The organism is Paenibacillus sp. FSL M7-1414 (assembly GCF_038003195.1).
Taxonomy (GTDB): domain Bacteria; phylum Bacillota; class Bacilli; order Paenibacillales; family Paenibacillaceae; genus Paenibacillus; species Paenibacillus amylolyticus.
Map to the genome: position 1 here is coordinate 1,921,392 of NZ_JBBOOS010000001.1, position 25,126 is coordinate 1,946,517.

Sequence of the window (25,126 nt, forward strand, 5' to 3'; positions counted from 1 at the left end):
ATTCTCCCTGGGTTAGTCACAGAAAGATCGGCGTAAGAGCCGCGAAGTACGTTAGTATGTCTGTTCTGTACAGACATAGGGATTATCCTTCTTTCTGCAGAACCTTTGGTTCTTCTTTCTTTTTCCGAGGATCTTTGAACTTAAATATTTTATCCAATAAACGGAATACATGTTTGGACTCTTTGGTTAATAAAGGACCCAGAATGGCCAGAATTAGGACATACAGCGCGGCAAACGGTTGAATCATTGGCAACAGTCCCCCGGCTTTACCCATGTTGGCCAAGATGATGGAAAACTCACCCCGTGACACAATGGTTAATCCAATATTCGCCGATGCTTTGGGTGATAGTCCTGCACTGCGCCCGGCCAGCATACCCGCTAGGAAGTTACCGAACAATGTAATAACAACTGCAATCAGAGCTAACCATACGGCATCGCCACCCAAGGACAACGGATCAATGGACAATCCAAAGCTGAAGAAGAAGATTGCTCCGAAGAAGTCACGGAACGGTAGAATCAAGTGCTCAATCCGTTTCGCATGTTCTGTTTCAGCAAGCACCAGACCAACCAGTAATGCACCAATCGCTTCGGCAACATGAATGGTTTCAGAGAAACCAGCTACCAGGAACAAGGCTCCAAATACAACGAGAGAGAATAGCTCATTCGATCGAATTTTAAGCAATTTGTTTAGTAGCGGTGTTGCTTTGCGTCCAAGGATAATCACGATAAGCATGAATCCGAGGGCAATAAGTGCGGACATGATGACGCCTCCGATGGAGGATGAATCACTAAGCACAAGTCCGGACAAGATCGAGATATATACAGCGAGGAATACATCTTCGAACATAATAATACCCAATATCATCTCTGTTTCCGGATTGGCCGTTCGTTTCAAATCGACGAGTACCTTGGCCACAATGGCACTGGAAGAGATGGTAGTTATACCTGCGATAATAAGTGCTTCTGCAACTGGGAAACCGGACACAAAACCGAATATTAATCCCAGCGTAAAGTTAATGCCGATGTAGATCGAGCCGCCTACTGCAATGGAGCGACCCGATTTAATTAAACGACCTACCGAGAATTCAAGTCCAAGGTAGAAGAGAAGGAACAGGATACCGATCCGACCCATAAATTCAATAAAAGGCTGACTCTCAATAAAACGGAAGTCCAGATGCCAGATTTTCATGGCATGTGGCCCAACGGCCATCCCGATCAGAATATAAAATGGAACGACCGAAAATCTTAGTTTTGCCGATAAAAGGCCGGCTGCTGCAATGAGCACAAGGGCCAGACCTACTTCGAATATCAAATGATCCATCTATTTACCCCCTTCCAGTCAGGAGGAGGGATTTAAACAGTTTCTGCTGATTGCGTTCGCCAACGGCTACCACCGTGGATTCTGCACTGATAACTACCTCCGGACCTGGGCTGATATGTTTTTTGTGATTTTTCTCTACAACGGCGATAACCGTTGCCCCAGAGTTTTGACGTACGTCCAATTCACCGATGGATTTACCGATACTTCCGAAGGATGGTTCGATTTTGTACCACTCGATAATCAGGTCGTCAAACGTTACTTCAATATTTTCAAGCTGTTTTGGTTTGTAAGTTAATCCGCCAACAATAGCAGCAATCTGTCGTGCTTCGTAATCGTCAAGTGTGATCATCGAGATGCTTTGATCGGGATCATCATACTCGAAGTGGTACATTTCCCGGCGACCGTCATCGTGAATAATTATGACAATTTTATCACCGCTGCTTGTTTCAATCTGAAATTTTTTGCCGATTCCCGGCAAGTCTGTTTCGCGTACATCCATGGATTGTTGCCTCCTTATAATTAGGGGCTGGCCATAGAAGACAGGCTTATTTCCCGAAAATGATTAATCTGCTGCTCAAGGGAACATCAAAAGATGCGGGTAAACAGAGCCAGAAATTCCTGACACAGCCATATGATTTGAATTTGTCGGTGTGGGTACAACAAAAATAGGTACTGTCATAAACATGGGTTTATCTAACGTGTGCTAAAAGGGTTATAAGTTATGCACAAGCGCACCGTCTTAAATTACAGAGGTGTCTTCATGCAAAAGCAACCTGTAAATACGTCGTAACGGCTAGTGAAGAGCGTTCACGTATTTTGGTGCTATAGGGGTGAGGGATACATACATGCTGGTAAACTTAATAGGTAGCAGAAATAATCTGCGTTTAAACAGACAATACCACGGTTTAAAGGACAGACCCGTTGTAGGGATTCGCAGCATCAATAACAATGCGAGGACAAGAAAGACAGGCTTATTATGCGTAACCGCAATCAGCTTGGACATAACTTGTGGATATTTGCGAATGACAGGTTTCTGCTGGGATTCGGGTATTTGCAACAGCACTTCCTTGTTGGAAGTTGCTTCTACAGACACCCCAACGGCAGATTCGGACTGCATCGGAATAGGGAAGCACAAGGCTTGGAAAACGCACAAAATGATAATGATAGTGTAGTGGAGTATTCTAGGTTGTTGTCTCATTTTGGCTTCCCTCCTTTCCCGTGAAATATACTGTTATTAAAATAATAACACATTTTTGTCTTAACTCCAAACCTCTTTATAATATACTGAGAAATCATGACACGCTTTCCATCAATCCGCTTCGTATATCCCCATCGGCCTTGCCATATACTTTGAACAGGAAGGAAAGGAGTGATTCTTGTGGAACTGTTTGCTGTATGGACCGATGTATCGGGGCAAGAGGAAGCGGATCAATTTTATCGTTGTGTCAAGGAAAAAACCAAAGGTTTACATATAAGTAAAAGAGGATTTCGGCTCACCTTCAAACATAATGATGGAAGAGCAACCTGGGTGTGCAGAGGGAATGAGAATCACGAAGACTTCCAGCAATGGCTTCCCCGGATCAGTGATCTGCTCTCCCTTGGACTCGCCGACTTCATTATGGAGACACAAGAACGGAGCATGGTGGAGGATATGATCGCCAAGGCGTGTTCTGTCATGGATGAGCATGAGGTGGAAAAGGTCAATCGAATCTGCATGCCACTTCTATTAAATGGTGATCTGGATCAGCCCGGACTTCGAGAGCGCCGTCGTACTACGTTAGCCAGTGGACTACGGCAGGACCTAGAGGATGTTCACTTTTTTCACCTTGAAGGCATTATCAACTTCCGCATACGGCCATATAAGCAGGAGCTTCAGGAATTAGTGGAGTATGCGCTGGATGAGTTCTGGATGGATCGGCAGTATGAAGAGTTTATGGGGTTGTTAAAATATTTTGTGTTTTTTCAAGAAGCCAAAGTACCTCTGGTTCATCTTGTACACAAGGGAATGCATGAATTTCAGGTCCTGGATGCTGGACTTAATCTGTTACCCGTGCAAAAGGATGAACAGGTCGTTGTGGAAATGCCGGGTCTTGAACTGGAGATGGATATTGAAGATATGATTGTAAGTACACTCATCTCAATCTCTCCTGAGAAGGTCATGCTCCATACACGCACCCCGGATCTGCCAATCATCTCGACCATATGCCAGATCTTTGAAGACAAAGTGCAAATATGTCATCATTGCCCGGAATGCGAAGTGCTGCGCTCAGGATTGTTGACAGGTCTTGACGCAAGTGATCTCGGCAATTATAATAACTGTTGATCCATGAATTTTTCATGTGAACCATTGAACCAAAAGCGTTGACAAAGACAACAACCACACGCAAGATCGGTGCAGAGAGAGGAACCAAGGCTGAAATTTCCTCCGGATATCCCGTATGGTTTACCCCTTTGTAGCTGCAATTTTGAAAGTGGAGTTAGAATATCGCCTTTATTGGGGATTATCCGCGAGTAAGGATCTGCCGGGTCATGCCCGTTATCGTCATGCCAATGAGGGCTGTATTTCCGAATATGGATGAATCAGCTGAATTAGGGTGGAACCACGAGTATATATCACTCGTCCCTTTGCCGGGACGGGTGTTTTTTGCGTTCCTTTGCAAAATGACTGGAATAGCAATAGATAATCAGTCCATAAATATCTGGACACAAAGGTTACATTAACAGGAGGAATGAGACAAATGGCAGTGAACATTAAATTACCGGATGGTTCGGTACGTGAGTACGCGGATGGCAGTAGCATTGAGGACGTAGCCGCTTCAATTAGCAGCGGATTGCGCAAAAATGCCGTAGCCGGCAAGCTGGATGGTATCGTGGTGGACTTGTCCACAACACTTCATGAGGGAGCATTGGTGGAGATCGTAACTCTGGATTCACCAGAAGGACTTGAAGTGATGCGTCATAGTACAGCTCACTTGATGGCTCAAGCAGTGAAACGTTTATATGGTAACAAAGAGGTACGCCTCGGTATCGGCCCTGTCATTGAAGATGGTTTCTACTATGATATGGACCTTGAACATGCGCTCAATCCTGAAGATCTGCAAAAGATCGAGAAGGAAATGGAACGTATTGTGAATGAGAACTTGCCAATTGTACGTAAGGAAGTTAGCCGCGAGGACGCGATCAAAACGTTCGAAGAAGTGGGCGATCCTTACAAACTTGAGTTGATTCGTGATTTGCCAGCAGACAGCGTGATTACGATTTATGAGCAAGGTGAATTCTTCGACTTGTGTCGTGGCCCTCACGTACCATCAACTAGCAAAATCAAAGTGTTCAAACTGATGAATGTCGCGGGTGCTTACTGGCGTGGAGATAGCAAAAACAAAATGCTTCAACGTATCTATGGTACGGCTTTTGTGAAAAAAGCACAGCTGGACGAGCATTTGCACTTCCTCGAAGAAGCTAAAAAACGGGATCACCGTAAGTTGGGTAAAGAGCTGGAAATGTTCACATTCTCCCAACTGGTCGGTCAAGGCTTGCCAATCTGGTTGCCTAACGGTGCGAAGCTGCGCCGTACTCTGGAGCGTTATATTGTGGATCTGGAAGAAAGCCTGGGATACCAGCATGTATACACACCAGTTCTGGGTAACGTGGAATTGTATAAAACATCTGGACACTGGGAGCACTACCAGGAAGATATGTTCCCGAAAATGGTAATGGATAACGAGGAACTTGTTCTCCGTCCAATGAACTGTCCTCACCATATGATGGTGTACAAGTCCAGCATGCACAGCTACCGTGATCTGCCAATCCGTATTGCAGAGCTTGGTATGATGCACCGTTATGAAATGTCGGGGGCATTAACAGGTCTGCATCGTGTACGTGCAATGACACTGAACGACTCACACATTTTTGCACGGCCGGATCAGATCAAAGAAGAGTTCGCTCGTGTTATCGAGTTGATTCAAACAGTCTATAAGGATTTCGGTATTAACGAATACCGTTTCCGTCTGTCCTATCGTGATCCGCAGGATACCGAGAAATACTTCCAGAACGACGAGATGTGGGAGATGTCCCAACGCATGCTGCGTGAAGTTGTGGAAGAACTTGACCTTCCATTCTATGAAGCTGAAGGTGAAGCGGCGTTCTACGGTCCGAAGCTGGATGTACAGATCAAAACAGCTCTGGGCAAAGAAGAGACATTGTCTACGGTTCAACTGGACTTCCTGTTGCCTGAGCGCTTTGAACTTGAATATGTGGGCGATGACGGACAGAAACATCGTCCAGTCGTTATTCACCGCGGTGTAATTAGTACAATGGAACGTTTCACAGCATTCTTGCTGGAGAACTTTGCAGGAGCTTTCCCATTGTGGTTGTCTCCGGTACAGGCAAAAGTGATCCCGGTATCCGGAAACTTCGACGATTATGCGCGTGAAGTGGAAGCGAAACTGAAACGTGCGGGAATCTCTGCTGAAGCCGATCTGCGGAACGAGAAGCTTGGATATAAAATCCGTGAGGCGCAGCTTGAGAAAATGCCTTATATGTTTGTTGTTGGTGAGAATGAGCGTAATGCAGAAGCCGTATCCGTGCGTAAGCGTGGAGAAGGCGATCTGGGCATGAAACCGGTCGATGAAATTATCGCTCAATTGAAAGAAGAAATTGCAACACGTTTGGTATAAATGAACAAATGATCTATCAGATAACCAGTGCATAAGTTGCGCTGATCACTCTGAATAACGTCTGAATAACATGGGATTGACCTATGTTATTCAGGCGTTTTTTCGTAGTGTTTGCAGTAAAAAGTATAGATTAATTGCTTTTTGGAAAACCTTTGCAGTGAGGGGGAGGTTATACAATGAAAAAGCAATTCTCAATTCAAAAGGAACATATACGGGGTTTATTGGTTGGCTGTGTAATATTCGCCGGGATGATGATCAACCTGAATCAGGCGGATGCCTATACATTTGAAGAGGAAAGTACAGTACTGCATGTCGAGAGTCAGAGCAGCGGCATTGAAGGTCCAATTATTGAAACTTCGAGCAAGTCTGATCAAGAATTTCCGGAACAGGTTAGCCATCAATACAGCGATGAGGCTCAGTTGACGACCATGGTGTATATGGCTTTATTGTGGTCACCACAACCAATGGTCATTCCAAGACCTGAGCTTCCAGAGAAACAAGTGGCAGATCCGTCTATGCCTGTGCTTGCTCCGCGTTCAGAACAAATCCTGGGTACACAAAAGGTTACAGCAACGGGATATACGGCAGGTGTTGAGTCTACAGGAAAAGGACCCAAACATCCTCAATACGGAATTACGTATTCCGGTGTCAAAGTACGTCGTGATAAAGAAACAGTTTCCACGATTGCAGCTGATCCAAAATTGTTCCCAATGGGTTCCATTCTGTACATTCCAGGCTATGGTTACGGAATTGTTGCAGATACGGGTTCAGCGATCAAAGGTAATAAAATCGATCTGTATTTCCCGACAACCAAGCAAGTGTACAAAGAGTGGGGCAAAAAGGATGTGGAGGTACAGGTGATCAGGCAAGGCGCTGGGAAATGCACAGAAAAGATGCTCAGCGAGTTGGCCGATGCAATCGATGTGTACAAATCTGTACCTGATTCGTGGTTGGACAAGGCCATTTAATTTCACATGTTGAACATGAATAACTGAAGTGCTCTCTTCACATAATACTGACTGGGGACGAACCCCGCGGTGTAGCAATGCATCGTAAATATGAAGAGAGAGGTGATTCGTTGTGGCTAAAAAATCACAAGGGTACCAAACGCCAAACGAGAAGTACAATGCAGAGTTTGGAGAAGAGAATGCAGCAGCAAAAGTGAAGCAATCCGCTCAAAACAAAGTACAAGATAATTTCCAAACACCTGATGAAAAATACAATGCCGAGTTCGGTGTAGAAAACACAGGCCAAACTGGCCAAGGTCAAGGCAAAGCATCGAAATACAAAAAATAATTGAAGATTCATTAATCAAATGAAGATTCAGCACCCTGGAGCTGCAGCTCCGGGGTGTTTTACATATGCGAAGTTTTTTACATTAATATCCTCCCATCTCAGTCTCAAGACCGAGATGAATTCCACCTGCCGCCGCTGTTCTCATTGTCTTGTCTGAGTTACACTGATTACATAATACAGACAAAGGAGACATGAGCGATGAAACGATCGACGCGTGACCGCTGGTGGGTTGGCATACCTCTTATTGCTATTGGTGCGATGATCTTGTTCAGACAATTGGGATATGACATTGATGTAGGATATATTTTCAGAACATATTGGCCGTTATTTCTAATCTGGTGGGGGGTCAAAGGAATCTCCGAGATTCGTCGCAACGGGGGTTACGCCTTTATAGGACCGGTAATTGTACTGGCAATTGGTGGTTACTTTCTTGCCCGTAACCTGGGATGGATTGATTACTCCATGGGGGAGTTCATTCGTTATCTGATCCCGGTTATGCTGATTGGCGGAGGATTGTTCGTACTGATCGGGCCACGACGTCGTGATCGGAAACATCATGACAAGATGCAGCCACCTCCAGCACCTGAGCAACCTTATAAACCGTTGGCTCCGGAGGATCTGGAGATGCCGTCATCGTTTGACGAACAGTTCGAGAAAACATTTGGCAAACCAAAACAGGAACAGAAAAACGATGCACATGGCCCTCACTTCACAGGATCAACGGATTCATCATCACAAGGGCATCAATATAAGAAGAAACATCAATCGTATAACTCTAACGATACCGGATACGGAGAACATTATGATGATGGCTACGGAAATGGTTATGGGGATTATGGCAGTGGCAATACCATTAATAAATCGGCGTTCATCGGTGATCTGTACATGGGGCAGGAAGTGTTCTCGTTGAAACCAATGAACATCTCGGCTTTTATCGGAGATACTGTAATTGATTTGACGAAGGCACAGATTCCTTATGGGGAGACGAAGATTGTCATTTCTTCATTTATTGGGGATGTGAAAGTATTTGTTCCGGAAGATATGGATCTGGGTGTGACGGTGACGACAAATTCCTTCATTGGAGATATGTCACTGTTGAATCAGAAACGCGGCGGATTCCTGAGTAGTGCCCAGGCTGAAACTGCCCATTACCATGAAGCAAGCAAAAAGGTACGGATTATTGTAAGTGTGTTTATCGGAGACGTCAAAGTGAATAAGGTGGGTTAATGCATGATTCGAACAATTCTCAAGGCCAATAAATGGGAACTGATGATGTATTTTGCGCTAACTGGTCTGATTACACTGGGCGGATTCTATCTATTGTATGGAGAGGTGTTGATGGGGGCTGGTCGTCAGCGGGCATGGACCTATGTTGCCGTTGTTGTGCTGGCCACCGCTATAACCGGATATATCGCTGCATTACGACTCCAACGCAAGATCGACCTGCTTGATCTCAACATGTTGAAAGTATCCAAGGGTAATCTGGCGGTGCGCATGCCTGAAGCGGATGACGCTTCGTTTGGTCGTGTCTATCAGGAGTTCAATGTCATGATGGATTCGATTGAGAAAAAGATGAGACTGCTTCAGCGCCTCGGTGAGCAGGAAGTCATTGAGAAGGAGCAAGCCTCGGAGCGGGCTGTGCTTGAAGAGCGCAAACGAATGGCAAGGGACCTCCATGACACGGTTAGCCAGCAGCTGTTTGCCATGCATATGTCGGCTTCGTCCTTACCGCGACTGCTGGAGATGAATCCGGAACATGGCGGTAAAGTACTGGACCAGTTAATCCAGATGTCGCATATTGCACAGCGTCAGATGCGAGGACTTATTGCCCAACTTCGACCGGTGGAGCTGGAAGGGCGTGACCTCACCGCAGCACTGGATAGTTGGTTTCCTGATTATTGCAGGCAGAATGGTCTTAAAGGTGTGAAAGAGCTGGAACTGGATGGCGGAATCTCGGATGCCATTGAGCACCAGCTGTTTCTTGTTATTCAGGAGGCGGTTGCCAATGTTGTGAAGCATGCAGAGGCTGGAGTGGTTAGTCTGTCCATACGGGAGAGTGAACATCAGATCAGTATGAGCATCAGCGATGATGGTCAGGGATTTTTACAGCAAGCGGAGCGTCCGGGTTCATACGGGTTATCTACCATGCGTGAACGGGCGGAGAAGCTTGGGGGGCAAGTTCAGATTATATCGAAACCGGGAGCGGGAACGACGGTGCGGGTATTGATCCCGAAATTCCCGAACGTTCCTGAGTGAACCAGAGGGGGAGACGCAATGAGTGGTAAAGTAAACGTGATGATTGTGGATGACCATGATATGGTGCGCATGGGCTTGAAAACATATCTGATGCTGGAACCTACTTTTCATGTGATGGGAGAAGCGGGCCATGGGCAGGATGCGCTTGATCAGTTACGTAAGTTAAATGATAGTGAAATGCCGGACCTGATTCTGATGGATCTGATGATGCCTGTAATGAATGGCGCTGAAGCAACAAAAGCCATCATGACTGAATTTCCAGGGATGAAAATTGTGATGCTCACCAGTTTCCTGGAGGATGATCTGGTTGTACAAGCGATTGAAGCGGGTGCGGTAAGTTATGTACTGAAGACAGTCTCTGCTGAAGAACTGATCTATGCTCTGCAAGGGGCATATAGAGGCATGCCTGTTATGACAGGTGATGTTTCGCAGGCGTTAACCCGGGGAATCAGACAACGTACAGCGAGAGAGAGTGAATCGGGACTGACTGAACGGGAGAAGGAAGTGCTGCTGCTTATTGCAGAGGGAAAGACCAACAAAGATATCGGAGAAGAATTACATATCAGTATCAAAACCGTCAAAACACATGTAAGTAACCTGCTGATGAAATGTGAGATGGACGATCGTACACAGTTGGCCATCTATGCGCATCGTCAGGGATGGGTGAAAACGAAAGGGTAAAATGCTGTCGTGACGGGGAAAAGAGTCTATTCTTATGTGCTTTTATCTCCTTTTTAATTGTTTTTAAGGTACGGTTAAGGTTTAAAGTACAAAATAAGGACAGTTAAAGAATATCTCTTGCGAATAAGAGATTGGGAGGTAGAGAGGCATGGACGAACGCAACTATAGATCGAACCGTCAAGACGAGGAAAACGAAACCAAACAAACGGAGAATCGCAATTCTTCCGGAACGGACGAATCCTCCTATTATTATTCTTATGGACCTTTTCAGTCCGTGAATCAGGAAGATACAGCAAATCACATGGGAAGCACTAATCAGCGTGAAGAAGGAAATGTAGAGATTACAAAACCTGATCCGGTGAGACCCGTACCTACTTACTATAATAGTGAACCATCCGAACAAGCGAAAAGATCATCAGCAGGCGGCGGAAACGGCTCAGGTAACGGTGGAGATCAAGGGAATGGCGGCAAAGGCAACTGGAACTATAATAACCGCAAGCCACGTTCTTCCGTAAGATCACTTCTATTTTCCTTTATTGCCGGGATGCTGGTCATCACCGTTCTCATGTACACAGCTGATAGAACAAACATGTTCACACCGGAGACGGCACTTACGAACACAGACAATCAAAGTTCAGGACAGGAAGCGTCCACAAACACAGGCGGAGGCAACAATGTCACAGCGTCGTTACTGCCAACAGGCAAAGAAGATGTGTCTTCCGTAGTAACAAGTACAAGTCCGGCTGTCGTCAAAATCGAAACACTCGCGAAGCAGTCCTCACGTACAGGATTGGGTCAGGGTGGATCAAATACAAGTGATCCGCTGTACCAATACTTCTTTGGTAATGGGGGCGGAACGGAAGGCAATCAAGGCCAAAGCCAGCAACCACAAAGCGGTAATCAGCTTGTGCCTATGGGCATTGGTTCCGGGTTCATTTTTGACAAAGAAGGATATATCCTGACGAACCAACACGTTGTTCAGGGTGCAGATGTAATCCAGGTAACCCTGGAGAACAACAGCAAGCCTTATGAGGCTAAATTGCTGGGAAGCAGCTTTGATCTGGATTTGGCTGTATTGAAAATTGAGAAAAATAGTGGTGACGATGCGTTCCCTGTAGCTCCACTGGGTGATTCCAACAGTACTCAAGTCGGTGAATGGCTTGTAGCTATTGGTAACCCTGAAGGATTCGAACACACGGTTACAGCAGGTGTACTGAGTGCCAAAGAACGTACGATCAGCATTCCAGATGAAGAAACAGGAAAAACACGTGAGTACAGCCATTTGCTGCAAACAGATGCTTCGATTAATCCGGGTAACTCCGGTGGTCCGTTGCTTAACCTGAATGGGGAAGTTATCGGAATGAACGTTGCAGTAAGCGCAGATGCACAGGGAATTGGTTTTGCAATCCCGTCGAGCGTCATCTCTGAAGCCGTTAAATATCTTAAAGAGAACAAAGAAGTTCCCAAAGAGCCAGTACCCTTTATCGGTGCGTCTCTGATGGCTCTCACGCCTGAAGTTGCTAAACAAATGGGAACAGACGTTACCGAAGGTTCAGTTGTAGCCAGCACGATCTTCCAATCACCGGCTTACCAAGCAGATCTTCGTGCATATGACATCATCACAGGTGCCAACGGTACGCCTTATGCGACAAGTCAAGACCTGATTGATTTCATCAAGAAACAGAAGATCGGCAGTGAAGTGACATTAAACGTGGTGCGTGACGGTAAGAAAATGGATCTGAAAATCAAAATCGGCAATAAAAATGATTTTGATACTTCACAAACAACAGATACACAACAGCAGCAACCATAAATATCAGGTAAGGATTGACAGAACGGAAGGGTTTGAAGGCCCTTCCGTTTTTTTGCCCTGATGAAGCAGAGTTACAATGGACCAGGACGAATTGGAGACGCCTACTTGAAGATGCAGATTGTGCTTCTGCCTGTTACAATGGATAAAACGTTAGGATAAAGGAGAAAGACCACCATGCGCTCAACTATTTTGATTGTGGATGATGACGAAAAAATTGTATCCATGCTCCGCCGGGGGCTGGCTTTTGAAGGATATGAGGTACAGACGGCTTCTAATGGAGCCGAAGGCCTCAGCAAACTGATGGACAAGGAGCCGGACATCGTTGTGCTGGATGTGATGATGCCGCAGATTGACGGATTTGAGGTATGTCGCAGATTGAGAGAAGCAGGCAGTAAAGTGCCTGTGCTGATGCTGACGGCCAAGGATGAAGTACAGAGCCGGGTGACCGGACTGGACACAGGAGCCGATGACTACCTTGTAAAACCTTTTGCGCTGGAAGAATTATTGGCACGTGTCCGTGCATTGCTGCGCCGCAAGTCAGATAGTGCGGGTACGCCGGACAACCGCTTAATGTATGAAGATATCATTTTGGACAATGACTCACGTGAAGTATTGCGAGATGGGCAGCGTCTGGAGCTGACTGCCAAAGAATTCGAACTGTTGAATCTGTTCATGCAAAATCCAAGACGGGTACTGTCCCGTGATCTGATTATGGATAAAATCTGGGGTTATGATTACAGCGGTGAGTCTAACGTGCTTGAAGTATACATTGCCATGCTCAGACAGAAGACTGAAGAATACGGTGGCAAACGTCTAATCCAGACCATCCGGGGAGCCGGTTATATTCTGAGAGGTGACTCCTGACATGTCCATTCGGTTAAGACTAACCGCATGGTATTCTGGTATTCTGGCCGCCGTGCTTATTTTTTGGGGGGTTGTCATCTATGCCTTTGTTTATTTTAATTCCTATCAGGAAGTCGAACAGCAATTAAAGGTGAAAAGTGCCCGGATTACGGATCAAATTGGTGTAAATCCTCTTTCGCAGTCGTTGGATCTGGACCCATTTACAGAGAGCCAGCTTCAGGAGGCACAAATTTACATTCAACTCTGGGATTATCAGAGTCGCTCAGGCATAATTTCCGGCAATATGAAAAAACTGGAGATTCAGTTTCCGGTATTAAAAGCCAATGAAATTCTTGAAAAGCGAGGCATATCCAAGATCTATGTGGATGGTACACCGTTTCTGGTGAATCAGCTTCCCCTTTCTCTTCAGGGAACCAATGAAGTACGTGGGATTCTTCAGGTTGGTGCGAATGTAAGTTCACAGGAGCGCTTGCTGGAAGCGTTGCTTAATATTTTGGTTTTTGGCTGGCTGGTAGCGATGGCCCTCGCTATTACCTCAGGTCTCGTCCTGGCTCGCAAGTCGATGCGTCCGCTCGTGACTGTCATTGATGCCGCCAATCAGATTCAATCTGGAGATGACTTAAGTGTACGTATTCAATATGCCGGGCCGAAGGATGAGATCGGACGTCTGATTGAAACGGTGAATAATATGCTTGAACGTACAGAATTGTCATTCCGTGGTTTGGAGGAGACGAATGCTGCCCAGCGCCGCTTTGTATCCGATGCGTCGCATGAACTTCGTACGCCGCTGACCACCATTCGCGGGAACGTGGACTTCTTGAAGAAGCTGTGGGATCAGGAAGGAACCGACCGACCGAATCTGGATGAGGAGACTGTCAAACAAATGTCGCTGGAAGCCATTGAAGACATGGCTGACGAGGGAAAACGTATGAGCAGGCTGATCAGCGACATGTTATCGCTGGCGAGAGCGGATACGGGTCAGAAAATTGAACTGAATCCGATCCCGCTGCAGATACTCGTACAGGAAGTAGCACGCAGAGCGCAATTTCTGGATCGTCAGGCAGACTGGCTTCCAGGAGATTTTTCCATCCTGAACGGCATTTATGTGAATGGTAGCAAGGACTATCTGCAACAGATGCTGTTTATTTTCATCGAAAATGCATTTAAATACACACCTGAAGGCTCTGTGACGCTGGATGCCGTATTATACAAGGGCCAGGTGGGACTACGCATTAGCGACACCGGTATTGGGATGGATCGGGACGAAGTGCCGTTCATCTTTGATCGCTTCTATCGGGCAGATGAATCCCGCGGGGCTACACCGGGCATCGGTCTGGGACTTTCGATTGCGAAGTGGATTATTGAGGAACACCATGGATCGGTTGAGGTTGTGACCAGACGTGGAGAAGGAACCACCTTTATTATCTGGTTGCCGGTTGTCTTTGCTCCGCCTATCGAATAAAGGTATAATAGACAGGACTGCAATTACATCGGCAACGTTGCCGAGAAAGAAAGCGGGTGGCAACCAAGTGGAAGTACTACGAATTTCGCCGCGGGGATATTGTTACGGCGTTGTGGATGCGATGGTGCTCGCGCGTCAAGCGGCACGCAATCTGGATTTACCACGACCTATTTATATATTGGGTATGATTGTGCATAACCAACATGTGACGGATTCCTTTGAAGATGAAGGTATTATTACATTGGATGGTCCGAACCGGATGGATATTTTGAGCCAAGTGGAGAGTGGCACGATTATTTTCACAGCTCATGGTGTATCTCCTGAAGTGCGCAAGTTGGCACGGGACAAAGGATTGACAACAGTGGATGCAACATGCCCTGATGTCACTAAGACCCATGATCTCATTCGGGAGAAGACGGCAGAGGGTTATCAGATCATCTATATCGGCAAAAAGAATCACCCTGAACCAGAAGGTGCCGTAGGTGTTGCACCAGATCTCGTTCACCTAATCGAGAAGGAAGAAGAGATCGAAGAACTGAACGTATCTCCAGGCAAAATCCTTATTACAAATCAGACAACGATGAGCCAGTGGGATATCAAACACATTATGAGCCGTCTGCTGGAGAAGTTTCCGGGCGCAGAGATTCATAATGAGATTTGCCTCGCAACTCAGGTTCGTCAGGAAGCTGTTGCGGAACAGGCAGGTCAATCGGACCTAGTTATCGTGGTGGGTGATCCTCGCAGCAATAACTCTAACCGTCTGGCACAAGTGTCGGAGGAGATTGCAGGTGTTACGGCCTACCGTGTATCCGATGTTTCCGAGATTCAGCAAGAATGGCTGAAAGGTGTAAATAAGGTGGCGGTTACTTCGGGTGCATCAACACCAACACCGATTACGAAGGAAGTCATCCTTTACCTGGAGCAGTATGAACATGACAAGCCGGAGACGTGGGAGATCAAACGTACCGTGAACATGAGCAAACTGTTGCCTCCAGTTAGAGAAAAAACACGTACACCTTAGGGCAAAGGAAATGTAAAAGTAAGTCTAAGTGTATGTGAATTAAAAACGAAATGTGAATGAGAAGAATCCTGTTATGCAGATCCGAATGTCGGAGCCTGTGGAGCAGGATTCTTTTTTTGTATATGGATAAGGAATGTGTACCTTGACGCAATCAGATAACTATGGTATATTCACTTTAACGGATAAAAGCTTAAAAGCGAACAAGCGTTTAAGCGCGACAGAGTTTTTATATTTAATCAGACGCACGTTAAGGAAATTATTGTGCTCTCATACAAGGAAGGATGGGAATTAATATGATCGTTATTGCAGGCAAAGCTACACCGGAGGAACAGATTCAGGATATCGTTGCAGTTATTGAAAAAGAAGGGCTTCAGGTGCATATCTCTCGCGGAGAGGATCGTACTATCATTGGTTTGATTGGTAAAGTTGAACCTAAAATGCAAGAGCATCTTCGCCAAATGAAAGGTGTCGAGAATGTCGTTAAAATCTCGAAGTCCTACAAGTTGGCAAGCCGCGACTTCCATCCGGAAGATACGGTGATCTCCATCAAAGGTGTAGATATCGGCGGAAAAGAACTTGTTGTCATGGGCGGACCATGTGCGGTTGAATCCGCTGCACAGATTGATGAGATTGCAGGGCTTGTGAAAGCTGCTGGTGGGCAAGTGTTACGTGGTGGTGCATTTAAGCCTCGTACGGGTCCTTACAGCTTCCAGGGAACGGGTGTAGAAGGATTGATCATGATGGCGGAAGCAGGCAAGAAACATGATTTGCTGACCATTACAGAAGTCATGACACCTGAGTATGTGGATATTTGCGCCGAGTACGCAGATATTCTGCAAGTAGGTACACGTAACATGCAGAACTTTGACCTGCTCCGCAAATTGGGTGAGTGTGGCAAGCCGGTATTGTTGAAACGTGGTTTCAGTGCGACATACGATGAATTGTTGAATGCGGCTGAATACATTCTTGCGGGTGGTAACCCAAATGTTATGCTGTGTGAACGTGGTATTCGTACGTTTGAATCCTACACACGGAATACGCTGGATCTGTCCGCGATCCCTGTTCTGCAGTCTCTGAGCCATTTGCCGGTTATTTCTGACCCGAGTCATGGTACTGGACGACGTGAACTGGTGGAACCGATGACAAAAGCTTCCGTTGCTGCGGGTGCCAATGGCCTGATCATTGAAATGCATACCGATCCGGATAACTCCATGACAGGAGATGGTGTGCAGTCTTTGTTCCCTGACCAATTCGCTAACCTATTGCAGGATCTGGAGAAATTGGCACCAATCGTGGGTAAATCATTCAGCACAGCCAAACAACCGGCAGAATTTTTCCCGGCACGTGTAGGCGTTTAATAAGAATTTCATAGTCAAGGTCTGGATCATCATCCGGGCATCTCCTCTGATCTCGTTCATTGCAACGGAATCAGATAGATGCTCGGTTTTTTGCATATTTTGCAGTTTTGAACGTATTTATTAATCAATAGTGATAAGAAACATTTATGATGTGAAGTTTTTCCCATGATTTAGGTTAAAATAGGGGTCGCTTTACCGCATTAAACCAGTTAAATGTATATAAAACTAGTTGTTATATGAATTTATGTTATTTATAAAGTGTGAGTATATCTAACATCCCTTCAAAAAATACCTTACATAAGTATTGACGATGTCATATTTTAAAATTTATAATGACGACAGAAAAAAATTCGAATTTAGACATTTTCTTAGTGGGGTTGTTTAATGTTCGGAATATTTGGGAGGACGAATACATGTCGGTTGAAAACGTATTGAAATCAATTCAAGAGAACAACATCGAGTGGGTAGATTTTCGTTTTGTAGATTTAGCTGGTCGTGCACATCATATCTCGTTGCCAGCTTCGGCTGTTGATGCAGACACGTTCGTAAATGGAGTAGCTTTTGACGGTTCTTCTATCCAAGGTTTCCGCGGAATTGAAGAGTCCGATATGGTTATGATGCCAGACCCTGAAGCGACTTATGTCGATCCGTTCACTGCACACCCTACATTGAATGTTATGTGTGATATCTTCACTCCAGATGGCGAGCGTTATGAGCGTGACCCACGCAGCATCGCTGTTAAAGCAGAAGCTTATTTGCAAGAGAGCGGTGTAGGTACAGCGGCATTCTTCGCACCTGAATCCGAGTTCTTCATCTTCGACGATGTACGTTATGAGAGCGGCACGAACAGCTCTTCTTACTATGTAGATTCCGAAGAAGCTTCATGGAACACGAACCGCAAAGAAGAAGGCGGAAACCTTGGTTTCAAAGTACGCACTAAAGGTGGATATGTTCCAGTAGCGCCAGTGGATACACAACAAGATATCCGTAGCGAAATGTGTCGCCTTTTGGAAGAAGCGGGCCTGTCGATCGAGCGTCATCACCATGAAGTGGCGACAGCGGGTCAAGCCGAAATCAACTTCCGTTTTGATACATTGAAGAAAACAGCAGATAACCTGCTTGCATACAAATACATCGTGCACAACACTGCACGTCAATATGGTAAAGTAGCAACATTCATGCCAAAACCATTGTTCGGTGATAATGGTAGCGGAATGCACGTTCACCAATCCATCTTTGATGGCGATTCCCCATTGTTCTATGACAAAGCGGGATATGCTAACCTGAGTGAAATGGCTCTGCACTACATCGGAGGTATCTTGTACCATGCTCCGGCACTGATCGCTTTGACTAACCCTAGTACAAACTCATTCAAACGTCTTGTACCTGGTTACGAAGCACCAGTAAACTTGGTTTACTCCAAAGGTAACCGTTCCGCGGCAGTTCGTATTCCGGTTGCAGCTGTGACACCAAAAGGTTGTCGTATCGAGTTCCGTACACCAGACTCCACAGCTAACCCATACTTGGCATTCTCCGCAATGTTGATGGCGGGTCTGGATGGAATCAAACGTAAAATCAACCCAACTGAGCTTGGATATGGTCCGCTCGACAAAAACATCTATGACCTGTCTGATGCAGATAAAGAAAACATCCGCAGTGTGCCAGCTTCCCTCGAAGAAGCACTTGATGCATTGGCAGCTGATAACGAGTTCTTGACTGAAGGCGGCGTATTCACAAAAGAATTCATTGAAAACTACATCAACCTCAAACGTGATGAAGCGAAAGCAGTAGCGATCCGCATTCATCCGCACGAGTACAGCCTCTACTTCGACTGCTAATCGGTTGGGGTCGGAACAGTTCTTGTTCCAACTTAAAGCCTCCGGGACACGCTCTCGGAGGCTTTTCCTTGAATTAAACAATGTAGTGCTTTAACTTTGCAGGGTGATAAAGGAATTTGATGACCTGAATTCAACACTTCAGTGCATATTGCCCTTGAAGCAGATAGAGAATACTGATATCATAGCGATAATATTCACTTTGTATGTCAGAGTTACGGATGGAAAGGGCGGGGGATTTTGTGACAAAAAGAGCGTATAACTTTAATGCAGGACCTGCGGCGTTACCACTTGAGGTACTGGAGCGTGCACAGGCGGAATTTGTAGATTTTCGTAATACAGGCATGTCGATTATGGAGATGTCTCACCGTGGAGCGGTGTATGAGTCTGTACATAATGAAGCTCAGGAGCGGTTGTTGTCGCTTCTAGGCAGTCCAAAAGGATACAAGGTTCTCTTTCTGCAGGGCGGTGCAAGCACTCAGTTCGCGATGTTGCCAATGAACCTGCTCGGTGCAGGGCAGACTGCAAGTTACGTGATGACTGGCAGCTGGGCGAAGAAGGCTCTGTCTGAGGCGAAGTTGATCGGCGAGACACATGTTGCTGCATCTTCAGAAGCAGAGAAGTTCATGAAATTGCCGGATGTTTCGAATCTGAGTTTGCCAGAACGTACGGCTTATGTGCATCTGACTTCCAACGAAACGATCGAAGGTACGCAATTCAAGTCGTTCCCGGATACCGGTTCAGTACCTCTGATTGCGGACATGTCGAGTGATATTTTCTGTAAACCATTTGATCTTAATCAGTTCGGCATGATCTACGCGGGTGCACAGAAGAACCTGGGTCCATCCGGAATTACGGTTGTAATTGCTCGTGAGGAACTGGTGAGCGAATCGCCTAAAACGATTCCAACCATGCTTCGTTACAGCACACATGTAGATAACAACTCCCTGTACAATACGCCGCCATCCTTCTCGGTATATATGGTGAATGAAGTATTGAAATGGATTGAAGAACAGGGCGGACTGGCTGGTATTGAGCGAAAAAATACGAAAAAAGCGGAATTGCTCTATAACACAATTGATGGTTCCGGTGATTTCTACCGTGGTTGTGTGGAACAAGAAGATCGTTCCCTCATGAATGTAACCTTCCGTCTTGCTTCTGAAGAATTGGAGAAAAAGTTCATCAAGGCTTCGGAGGAAGAAGGATTTGTAGGTTTGAAAGGACATCGCAGTGTGGGTGGTCTCCGTGCCTCCATTTATAATGCTGCTCCTTATGAAAGTGTTAAGGCACTGACAGATTTCATGAGCCACTTCCAGAAGACAAATGGATAATTAAGTATAGGTACGGTGTAATGGACCTTTGTGTCTTATCCTGTGCCTTACCAGAGCCTTCCACATTGACGTGTGGAGGGCTTTTCTTTAAGATTAGAGGATTGTCGTCAACATGAAATGAAAAGGAGATTGAACACATATGGCTTTACACATCGTTCTGGTTGAACCAGAAATTCCGGCGAACACAGGCAATATTTCGCGTACTTGTGCGGCAACCGGTACCCATCTGCATCTCGTACGTCCACTTGGATTTCGAACAGATGATGCTACATTGAAACGTGCAGGGCTGGATTACTGGCATGCTGTCCATATTGAATACCACGACTCATTTGCTGAGGTTCAGGAAAAATATCCGGAAGGTCGTTTCTTCTATGCAACTACGAAGGCCAAGAACCGATATAGTGATTTTAATTTTCAGGATGGGGATTTCCTCGTTTTTGGTAAAGAGACTAAAGGCCTGCCACCTGAATTAATTGCTGCGAATCCCGATACATGCATGAAAATGCCAATGACTGGTGACGTTAGATCATTAAATCTGTCCAATTCGGCAGCAATTATTGTATATGAAGCGTTGCGCCAGCTCAATTTCCCGGGGTTAGAAGGATAAATTTTGGTTATAAATGACGGCTAGAATTCGGAAAAAAAACATTTTCAAAAAAAAGGACAAAAAATGTTTATTTCCAGCAGGATTCGACAAAATCTTGGCGAATCTATAAACATAGTACAAATGTACCTAGAAATTTAGAGTAAGATAGGAGAGGTGTGCCGTAGCTATGAAGCCAGCTGGAGTAGTTCGCAAAGTTGACCAATTAGGTAGGATCGTATTGCCTAAATCTTTGCGTAAAAGGTATCAAATGAATGAGGGAGATCCTGTAGAAATCTTAGTACAAGGGGACCATATTATCTTGGAGAGATATCGTCCAAAATGTATTTTCTGCGGATCCATCGAGGAAGTCAACGAGTTCAAAGAGCGTTACATATGCGCACAATGTTTAGATGAAATGACTCAGCTTCCACAACACGGATAAGAAATAACGTCATGGGGTCCATTGACCCCGTGGCGTTTTTTTTGTTTTATTCTCAATTGAATGGCATAATTGCAATTTGAAAAACAGATAAAATACGTAGACTAACGCTGAGTGTAAAGGGGTAAAACCTCATTCCATACGGCATTCAGGATGCCTTGCATATTTTCTTCCTCACTATTAATACATATGACAGCTTCCTTTGAGGGAATTACGATACACAACTGACCATAGGCGCCATCGGCGCGGTAAGCATCATGGGAACACATCCAGAACTGATACCCGTAACCTTTTCCCCAATCACCGTCTCCAGTCGTTTCGATTTGCTGGGACGTAGCCTGTCGAATCCAATCCGCAGGTACAAGCTGTCTGCCTTCCCAAAAGCCCTCCTGCAACAGTAACTGTCCAAATCGACTCAGTTCCTCATTGCTTATCCAAAGACCTGCACAGCCAAGCGTTACCCCCAGTGGAGAGGTTTCCCACTCTACATCATGAATGCCAAGTGGATCAAATAACCGTGGAGTCAGGTAATCTTTCACGGTTTGGCCGGTAGCAGCCTGTAGCATGGCTGAGATCATAAATGTATCCCCACTACTATATGTAAATTGTTCTCCAGGTACCCTGTCCAGAGGCAGAGACATATAATATTTCGCCCAGTCCTTTTCGGTCAATGAAGCTCGTTCATCAGCCCAAAGAGGGGGAGAGTCATGACCCGAAGTCATTCGGAGAAGATCACGCAGTCTCAATTCTTGCGGCGATGGGAGATTGCGTTGTGCAACGGGTACATGATCATAAGAGAAATAATCACCAAGGGTCGCATCCAGATGCAACAGACCTTCTTCAAGCGCAAGACCAACGGCCATACATGTGAAGGATTTACTGATGGAATGTTGTACCCTGCGCTGATCCTTATCCCGGTCCCAATGGGCAAGCAGATGCCCTTTTTGTAATATGCGAATGGAAAAAACGTTCAAATGTTGCTCCGTAATCGTATGAATGAAACCTTTGAGTTGCTCAGACATATTAACCTCCCTAATATCAGGTGAAACCTGAGTAAAATCGGTTGGTGAAACGTTTCCGTAATTAGAATGCAAAATCAGAACCCATGTTAGTATAAACCTGGTTTGGTGTCAATTAAAGTTGTAATAGCACTTACTAAATTTTCATTTTTTCGTAATAATAGTGTCTTTGGACGCAAATTTAGACTTAAAAGAGCATTTTTTCGAGAAAAAAACGCGAAATTTGTAAAAAGGTTATTGACAGGATTTACTCATCGGGCTTATGATTTATTCGAAACGATTCGAAGAAATCGCTTCCACATTAAAAGTGTTGTAATGAAGTCCATGTGAATCAACGTTGGCTATGTTTTGAAACGATTCGAGAAAATCGTTTCGATAACCCATCGTAATACAAGGGAATCTACAACAGCCTGCAATCCAACGCCAGAGAAACGAATGAGTAAAGACAGCAGGCGATGATGAGAGGGGTTACATTTATGGCACATATAACGATCGAAACTGGATCGCCAACCTTATGCATGAATACCAGCATACATGTTGTGTCCAGTGACTCCGGAGAGACTTCAGGCGGTACACTATATCTGTTGCACGGGGCAGGCGATAATGCGAGTACCTGGCAGCGGTTAACCACAATTGAGATGTATGCAGCGCAATATGGCTGTACGATCATTATGCCGGAAGCGAATCGAAGCTATTACACCGATATGGAATACGGCCTGAACTACTTCCACTACATCACTCAGGAGTTACCTGAAATATGCAAGCGTCTGCTCAATCTGAATCCTGATCCGGAGAAAACATACGTCGCCGGTTTATCCATGGGTGGATATGGTGCACTGAAATGTGGACTAACTTATCCAGAGCGATATCGCAAAGTAGTGTCTCTATCCGGCGTAACGGATATCCAGACACGACTTCATGATCCCCATATGCCAGCGACCATGATCAAGGAAATGAAAGCGGTTTTTGGAGAACGTTTACAGGTGAAAGCCGATCAGGATATTTACGCACTGTCGGCCAAGCTGCTGGAACAGGGTGTTCCTTTACCGGATATCCTCAGTTGCTGTGGCGATAGTGACCCCTTTGTAGAGATGAATCGCGACTATGCGAGATACATGCAGGGGACTGCCTTTGATTTTCGGTATGTGGAGACGCCGGGGGCTCATGAATGGAAATTTTGGGAGCACCACCTGAGAACGATGTTTGATTTTCTGTACAACGACAAGACCATAGTAGAGTGAGGAGATGCAATGTGAAACCTGCAGCCGAAGGACCTAGCAAAAAGCTGAAGGGAAACGTGAAGGGCAATTCGCTCTGGACTGAAATCTGGAAGCACCGAATGACATACACCCTGCTTATTCCGGGGCTTGTCTGGCTAATTCTGTTTGCCTACATGCCGATGGGTGGCCTGTCTCTGGCATTCAAAGATTACAAGGCTAACCTGGGCATCTGGGGAAGTCCATGGAGCGGATTCGAGAACTTCAAATATGTTTTCCGTGATCCAACCTTTATCGACGCAGTATGGCGTACGCTGTACATCAATATTCTGAAATTGATTATTCAGTTCCCGTTCCCGATTATTCTGGCGCTGTTGCTGAATGAATTGCGGATGCGCAGAGGGAAAAAATTGTTCCAAACCGTTCTTACGTTCCCGCACTTCCTGTCCTGGATCATCGTATCCGGGGTAGTCATCAATGTGCTGGCATATGACGGACTGGTAAATAGCGCGCTCGGATTACTCGGATTGCCAACGATTAACTTCCTGGGGTCCGAATCCAACTTTGTACCAATGTTGCTGTTGACTGATATTTGGAAATCAAGTGGATGGGGCGCGATTATATTCCTGGCTGCCATTTCCGGTATTGATCAGGATCAGTATGAATCAGCACAGATTGACGGGGCTTCCCGTATGCAACAGATGTTCAAAATTACTTTACCGAACATCCTTCCAACCATCACAATCATGTTTATTCTCTCGGTTGGTGGATTGATGTCTTCCGGATTTGACCAGATCTTCAACTTGGCAAATGCCGCTACCAAAAATGTATCGGAAGTACTCGATGTATATATCTATCGGATTACGTTCCAGTCATCTACCGATTTCTCATTCTCGACAGCGGTCAGCTTGTTCCGTTCCCTGGTGAATATGGCCTTGCTGCTTCTTGCTGACAGATTTGCCAAGTGGCTTGGCGGAGACGGTTTGTTCCGATAAGAGAGGAGGAAAAATGAGATGAGCAAGAAAGCTAACAAAAAACCGAGAATTGGTACAGAAAAAATGACACTTCTCGATTACATTATTTTTGCCGTATTACTAGTGCTTGCCCTGATGATCCTGATTCCGTTCTGGAATGTCATCATGATTTCGTTTGCAACACAAAAAGAATATGCTGACAATCCATTTTTGATGTTCCCTAAAGAATGGACATTGGATTCCTACAAGGCATTGTTCGCTGACGGAACGATTCTGACGGGGTACAAAAATACAATTATATTGCTAGTCATCGGCTTGCCACTCAGCTTGTTCCTGACAACGAGCATGGCATATGGTCTTAGTCGCAACAAATTTCCGTTTAAGAAATTTCTCTTTTTCCTGGTACTGTTCACCATGATCTTTAATGGTGGTATCGTGCCACTGTACCTGATCATGAAATCACTTCATCTTACAGGTACGCTGTGGTCCGTTATCCTGGCGGGAAGTTTCAGTGCGTTTAACATGATTCTGATGATGAACTACTTCTACACCTTGCCTGAATCGCTGATGGAATCGGCGAGACTGGATGGAGCAGGAGAGTGGAGAATTTTGTTCTCCGTTGTTCTTCCGCTTGCTACACCAATTATGGCTACAATCACGTTGTTCTACGGTGTGGCTTATTGGAACAGTTGGTATGATGCGATGATATTCCTTCGAAAAGCGGATCAGTTACCGCTCCAGAATGTACTCCGAAATATTATCGTGACATCTACGACGAATGCATCCAATGCATCCAGTGTGGATGCTGCCCAGGCAAGCAACTTCTCAATGGGCATGAAGATGGCGGCCGTATTTGTCACCATGGTACCAATTATGTGTTTCTTCCCAATGCTGCAAAAACACTTTGCCAAAGGGGTATTAACAGGGGCAATCAAGACCTGATATACGTATAGGATTTTGCAATAAAATTCTACTAA

General features: G+C 45.4%; 23 protein-coding genes. 19 read left to right on the forward strand and 4 right to left on the reverse strand.

The annotated features are described in order from the left end of the window. Positions 1 to 82: 82 nt before the first annotated feature. The 3 genes from MHH92_RS08830 to MHH92_RS08840 all read right to left on the reverse strand — a co-directional run bounded on the left by MHH92_RS08830 (position 83) and on the right by MHH92_RS08840 (position 2,519). Positions 83 to 1,321 (reverse strand): cation:proton antiporter, encoded by a 1,239-nt coding sequence (locus MHH92_RS08830; RefSeq protein WP_036610060.1) that lies wholly within the window; start codon positions 1,319 to 1,321, stop codon positions 83 to 85. Positions 1,322 to 1,325: 4 nt separating this feature from the next. After that, positions 1,326 to 1,820 (reverse strand): cation:proton antiporter regulatory subunit, encoded by a 495-nt coding sequence (locus MHH92_RS08835; protein ID WP_036610059.1) that lies wholly within the window; start codon positions 1,818 to 1,820, stop codon positions 1,326 to 1,328. Positions 1,821 to 2,114: 294 nt separating this feature from the next. Further along, entirely contained in the window at positions 2,115 to 2,519 is a 405-nt protein-coding gene (locus MHH92_RS08840; RefSeq protein WP_051447154.1) for a hypothetical protein, read from the reverse strand. A gap of 171 nt (positions 2,520 to 2,690) precedes the next feature. On the opposite strand from MHH92_RS08840, the gene MHH92_RS08845 reads away from it, so the two are divergent. The 16 genes from MHH92_RS08845 (at position 2,691) to MHH92_RS08920 (ending at position 20,942) form a co-directional block, all read left to right on the forward strand. Further along, positions 2,691 to 3,644, forward strand: a complete 954-nt coding sequence (locus MHH92_RS08845) for a putative sporulation protein YtxC (protein ID WP_051447153.1) — start codon at positions 2,691 to 2,693, stop codon at positions 3,642 to 3,644. Positions 3,645 to 4,059: 415 nt separating this feature from the next. Further along, positions 4,060 to 5,997, forward strand: a complete 1,938-nt coding sequence (gene thrS, locus MHH92_RS08850) for a threonine--tRNA ligase (RefSeq protein ID WP_036610058.1) — start codon at positions 4,060 to 4,062, stop codon at positions 5,995 to 5,997. A gap of 428 nt (positions 5,998 to 6,425) precedes the next feature. Continuing rightward, on the forward strand, positions 6,426 to 6,965 hold the full coding sequence (locus MHH92_RS08855; protein ID WP_081595013.1) for a 3D domain-containing protein: 540 nt from the start codon (positions 6,426 to 6,428) through the stop codon (positions 6,963 to 6,965). Positions 6,966 to 7,077: 112 nt separating this feature from the next. Next, on the forward strand, positions 7,078 to 7,293 hold the full coding sequence (locus MHH92_RS08860; protein ID WP_036610057.1) for a hypothetical protein: 216 nt from the start codon (positions 7,078 to 7,080) through the stop codon (positions 7,291 to 7,293). Positions 7,294 to 7,491: 198 nt separating this feature from the next. Beyond that, complete coding sequence (gene liaF / locus MHH92_RS08865) at positions 7,492 to 8,520, forward strand: cell wall-active antibiotics response protein LiaF (RefSeq protein ID WP_036610055.1); 1,029 nt, start codon at positions 7,492 to 7,494, stop codon at positions 8,518 to 8,520. 3 nt (positions 8,521 to 8,523) lie between these two features. After that, complete coding sequence (locus MHH92_RS08870; RefSeq protein WP_076252420.1) at positions 8,524 to 9,549, forward strand: HAMP domain-containing sensor histidine kinase; 1,026 nt, start codon at positions 8,524 to 8,526, stop codon at positions 9,547 to 9,549. Positions 9,550 to 9,567: 18 nt separating this feature from the next. After that, positions 9,568 to 10,230 (forward strand): response regulator, encoded by a 663-nt coding sequence (locus MHH92_RS08875; RefSeq protein ID WP_017689597.1) that lies wholly within the window; start codon positions 9,568 to 9,570, stop codon positions 10,228 to 10,230. A gap of 148 nt (positions 10,231 to 10,378) precedes the next feature. Continuing rightward, entirely contained in the window at positions 10,379 to 12,043 is a 1,665-nt protein-coding gene (locus MHH92_RS08880; RefSeq protein WP_340903270.1) for a S1C family serine protease, read from the forward strand. Positions 12,044 to 12,217: 174 nt separating this feature from the next. Further along, positions 12,218 to 12,907, forward strand: coding sequence for a response regulator transcription factor (locus tag MHH92_RS08885; protein WP_036610048.1), 690 nt, complete (start codon positions 12,218 to 12,220; stop codon positions 12,905 to 12,907). Position 12,908: 1 nt separating this feature from the next. Further along, positions 12,909 to 14,369: a sensor histidine kinase gene (locus MHH92_RS08890; RefSeq protein WP_253507037.1), complete on the forward strand. Its 1,461-nt coding sequence runs from the start codon at positions 12,909 to 12,911 to the stop codon at positions 14,367 to 14,369. 67 nt (positions 14,370 to 14,436) lie between these two features. After that, positions 14,437 to 15,390, forward strand: a complete 954-nt coding sequence (locus MHH92_RS08895) for a 4-hydroxy-3-methylbut-2-enyl diphosphate reductase (protein ID WP_036669829.1) — start codon at positions 14,437 to 14,439, stop codon at positions 15,388 to 15,390. A gap of 293 nt (positions 15,391 to 15,683) precedes the next feature. Beyond that, positions 15,684 to 16,748, forward strand: a complete 1,065-nt coding sequence (gene aroF, locus MHH92_RS08900) for a 3-deoxy-7-phosphoheptulonate synthase (RefSeq protein WP_036610039.1) — start codon at positions 15,684 to 15,686, stop codon at positions 16,746 to 16,748. 413 nt (positions 16,749 to 17,161) lie between these two features. Beyond that, positions 17,162 to 18,586 (forward strand): type I glutamate--ammonia ligase, encoded by a 1,425-nt coding sequence (glnA, locus tag MHH92_RS08905; RefSeq protein ID WP_074094318.1) that lies wholly within the window; start codon positions 17,162 to 17,164, stop codon positions 18,584 to 18,586. A 239-nt stretch (positions 18,587 to 18,825) separates the two neighbouring features. After that, on the forward strand, positions 18,826 to 19,914 hold the full coding sequence (serC, locus tag MHH92_RS08910; RefSeq protein ID WP_340903275.1) for a 3-phosphoserine/phosphohydroxythreonine transaminase: 1,089 nt from the start codon (positions 18,826 to 18,828) through the stop codon (positions 19,912 to 19,914). Positions 19,915 to 20,053: 139 nt separating this feature from the next. Then, complete coding sequence (trmL, locus tag MHH92_RS08915) at positions 20,054 to 20,521, forward strand: tRNA (uridine(34)/cytosine(34)/5-carboxymethylaminomethyluridine(34)-2'-O)-methyltransferase TrmL (RefSeq protein WP_017689589.1); 468 nt, start codon at positions 20,054 to 20,056, stop codon at positions 20,519 to 20,521. 166 nt (positions 20,522 to 20,687) lie between these two features. Continuing rightward, on the forward strand, positions 20,688 to 20,942 hold the full coding sequence (locus MHH92_RS08920; protein WP_036610032.1) for an AbrB/MazE/SpoVT family DNA-binding domain-containing protein: 255 nt from the start codon (positions 20,688 to 20,690) through the stop codon (positions 20,940 to 20,942). A 101-nt stretch (positions 20,943 to 21,043) separates the two neighbouring features. Here MHH92_RS08920 and MHH92_RS08925 read toward each other — a convergent pair whose 3' ends face one another. Further along, positions 21,044 to 21,961 carry a serine hydrolase domain-containing protein gene (locus tag MHH92_RS08925; protein ID WP_340903277.1) on the reverse strand — a complete coding sequence of 306 codons (918 nt, stop codon included), beginning with the start codon at positions 21,959 to 21,961 and terminating at the stop codon, positions 21,044 to 21,046. A gap of 473 nt (positions 21,962 to 22,434) precedes the next feature. Between MHH92_RS08925 and MHH92_RS08930 the strand changes: the two genes are divergently transcribed. Genes MHH92_RS08930 through MHH92_RS08940 form a run of 3 tightly spaced genes read left to right on the forward strand, consistent with a single transcriptional unit; the run spans position 22,435 to position 25,091 of the window. Then, positions 22,435 to 23,199 carry an alpha/beta hydrolase gene (locus MHH92_RS08930; protein ID WP_074094321.1) on the forward strand — a complete coding sequence of 255 codons (765 nt, stop codon included), beginning with the start codon at positions 22,435 to 22,437 and terminating at the stop codon, positions 23,197 to 23,199. A gap of 11 nt (positions 23,200 to 23,210) precedes the next feature. Continuing rightward, a complete protein-coding gene (locus tag MHH92_RS08935; protein ID WP_017689585.1) occupies positions 23,211 to 24,170 on the forward strand; it encodes an ABC transporter permease in 960 nt (319 codons plus the stop codon). A gap of 18 nt (positions 24,171 to 24,188) precedes the next feature. Next, complete coding sequence (locus MHH92_RS08940) at positions 24,189 to 25,091, forward strand: carbohydrate ABC transporter permease (RefSeq protein ID WP_036610027.1); 903 nt, start codon at positions 24,189 to 24,191, stop codon at positions 25,089 to 25,091. Positions 25,092 to 25,126 lie beyond the last annotated feature (35 nt).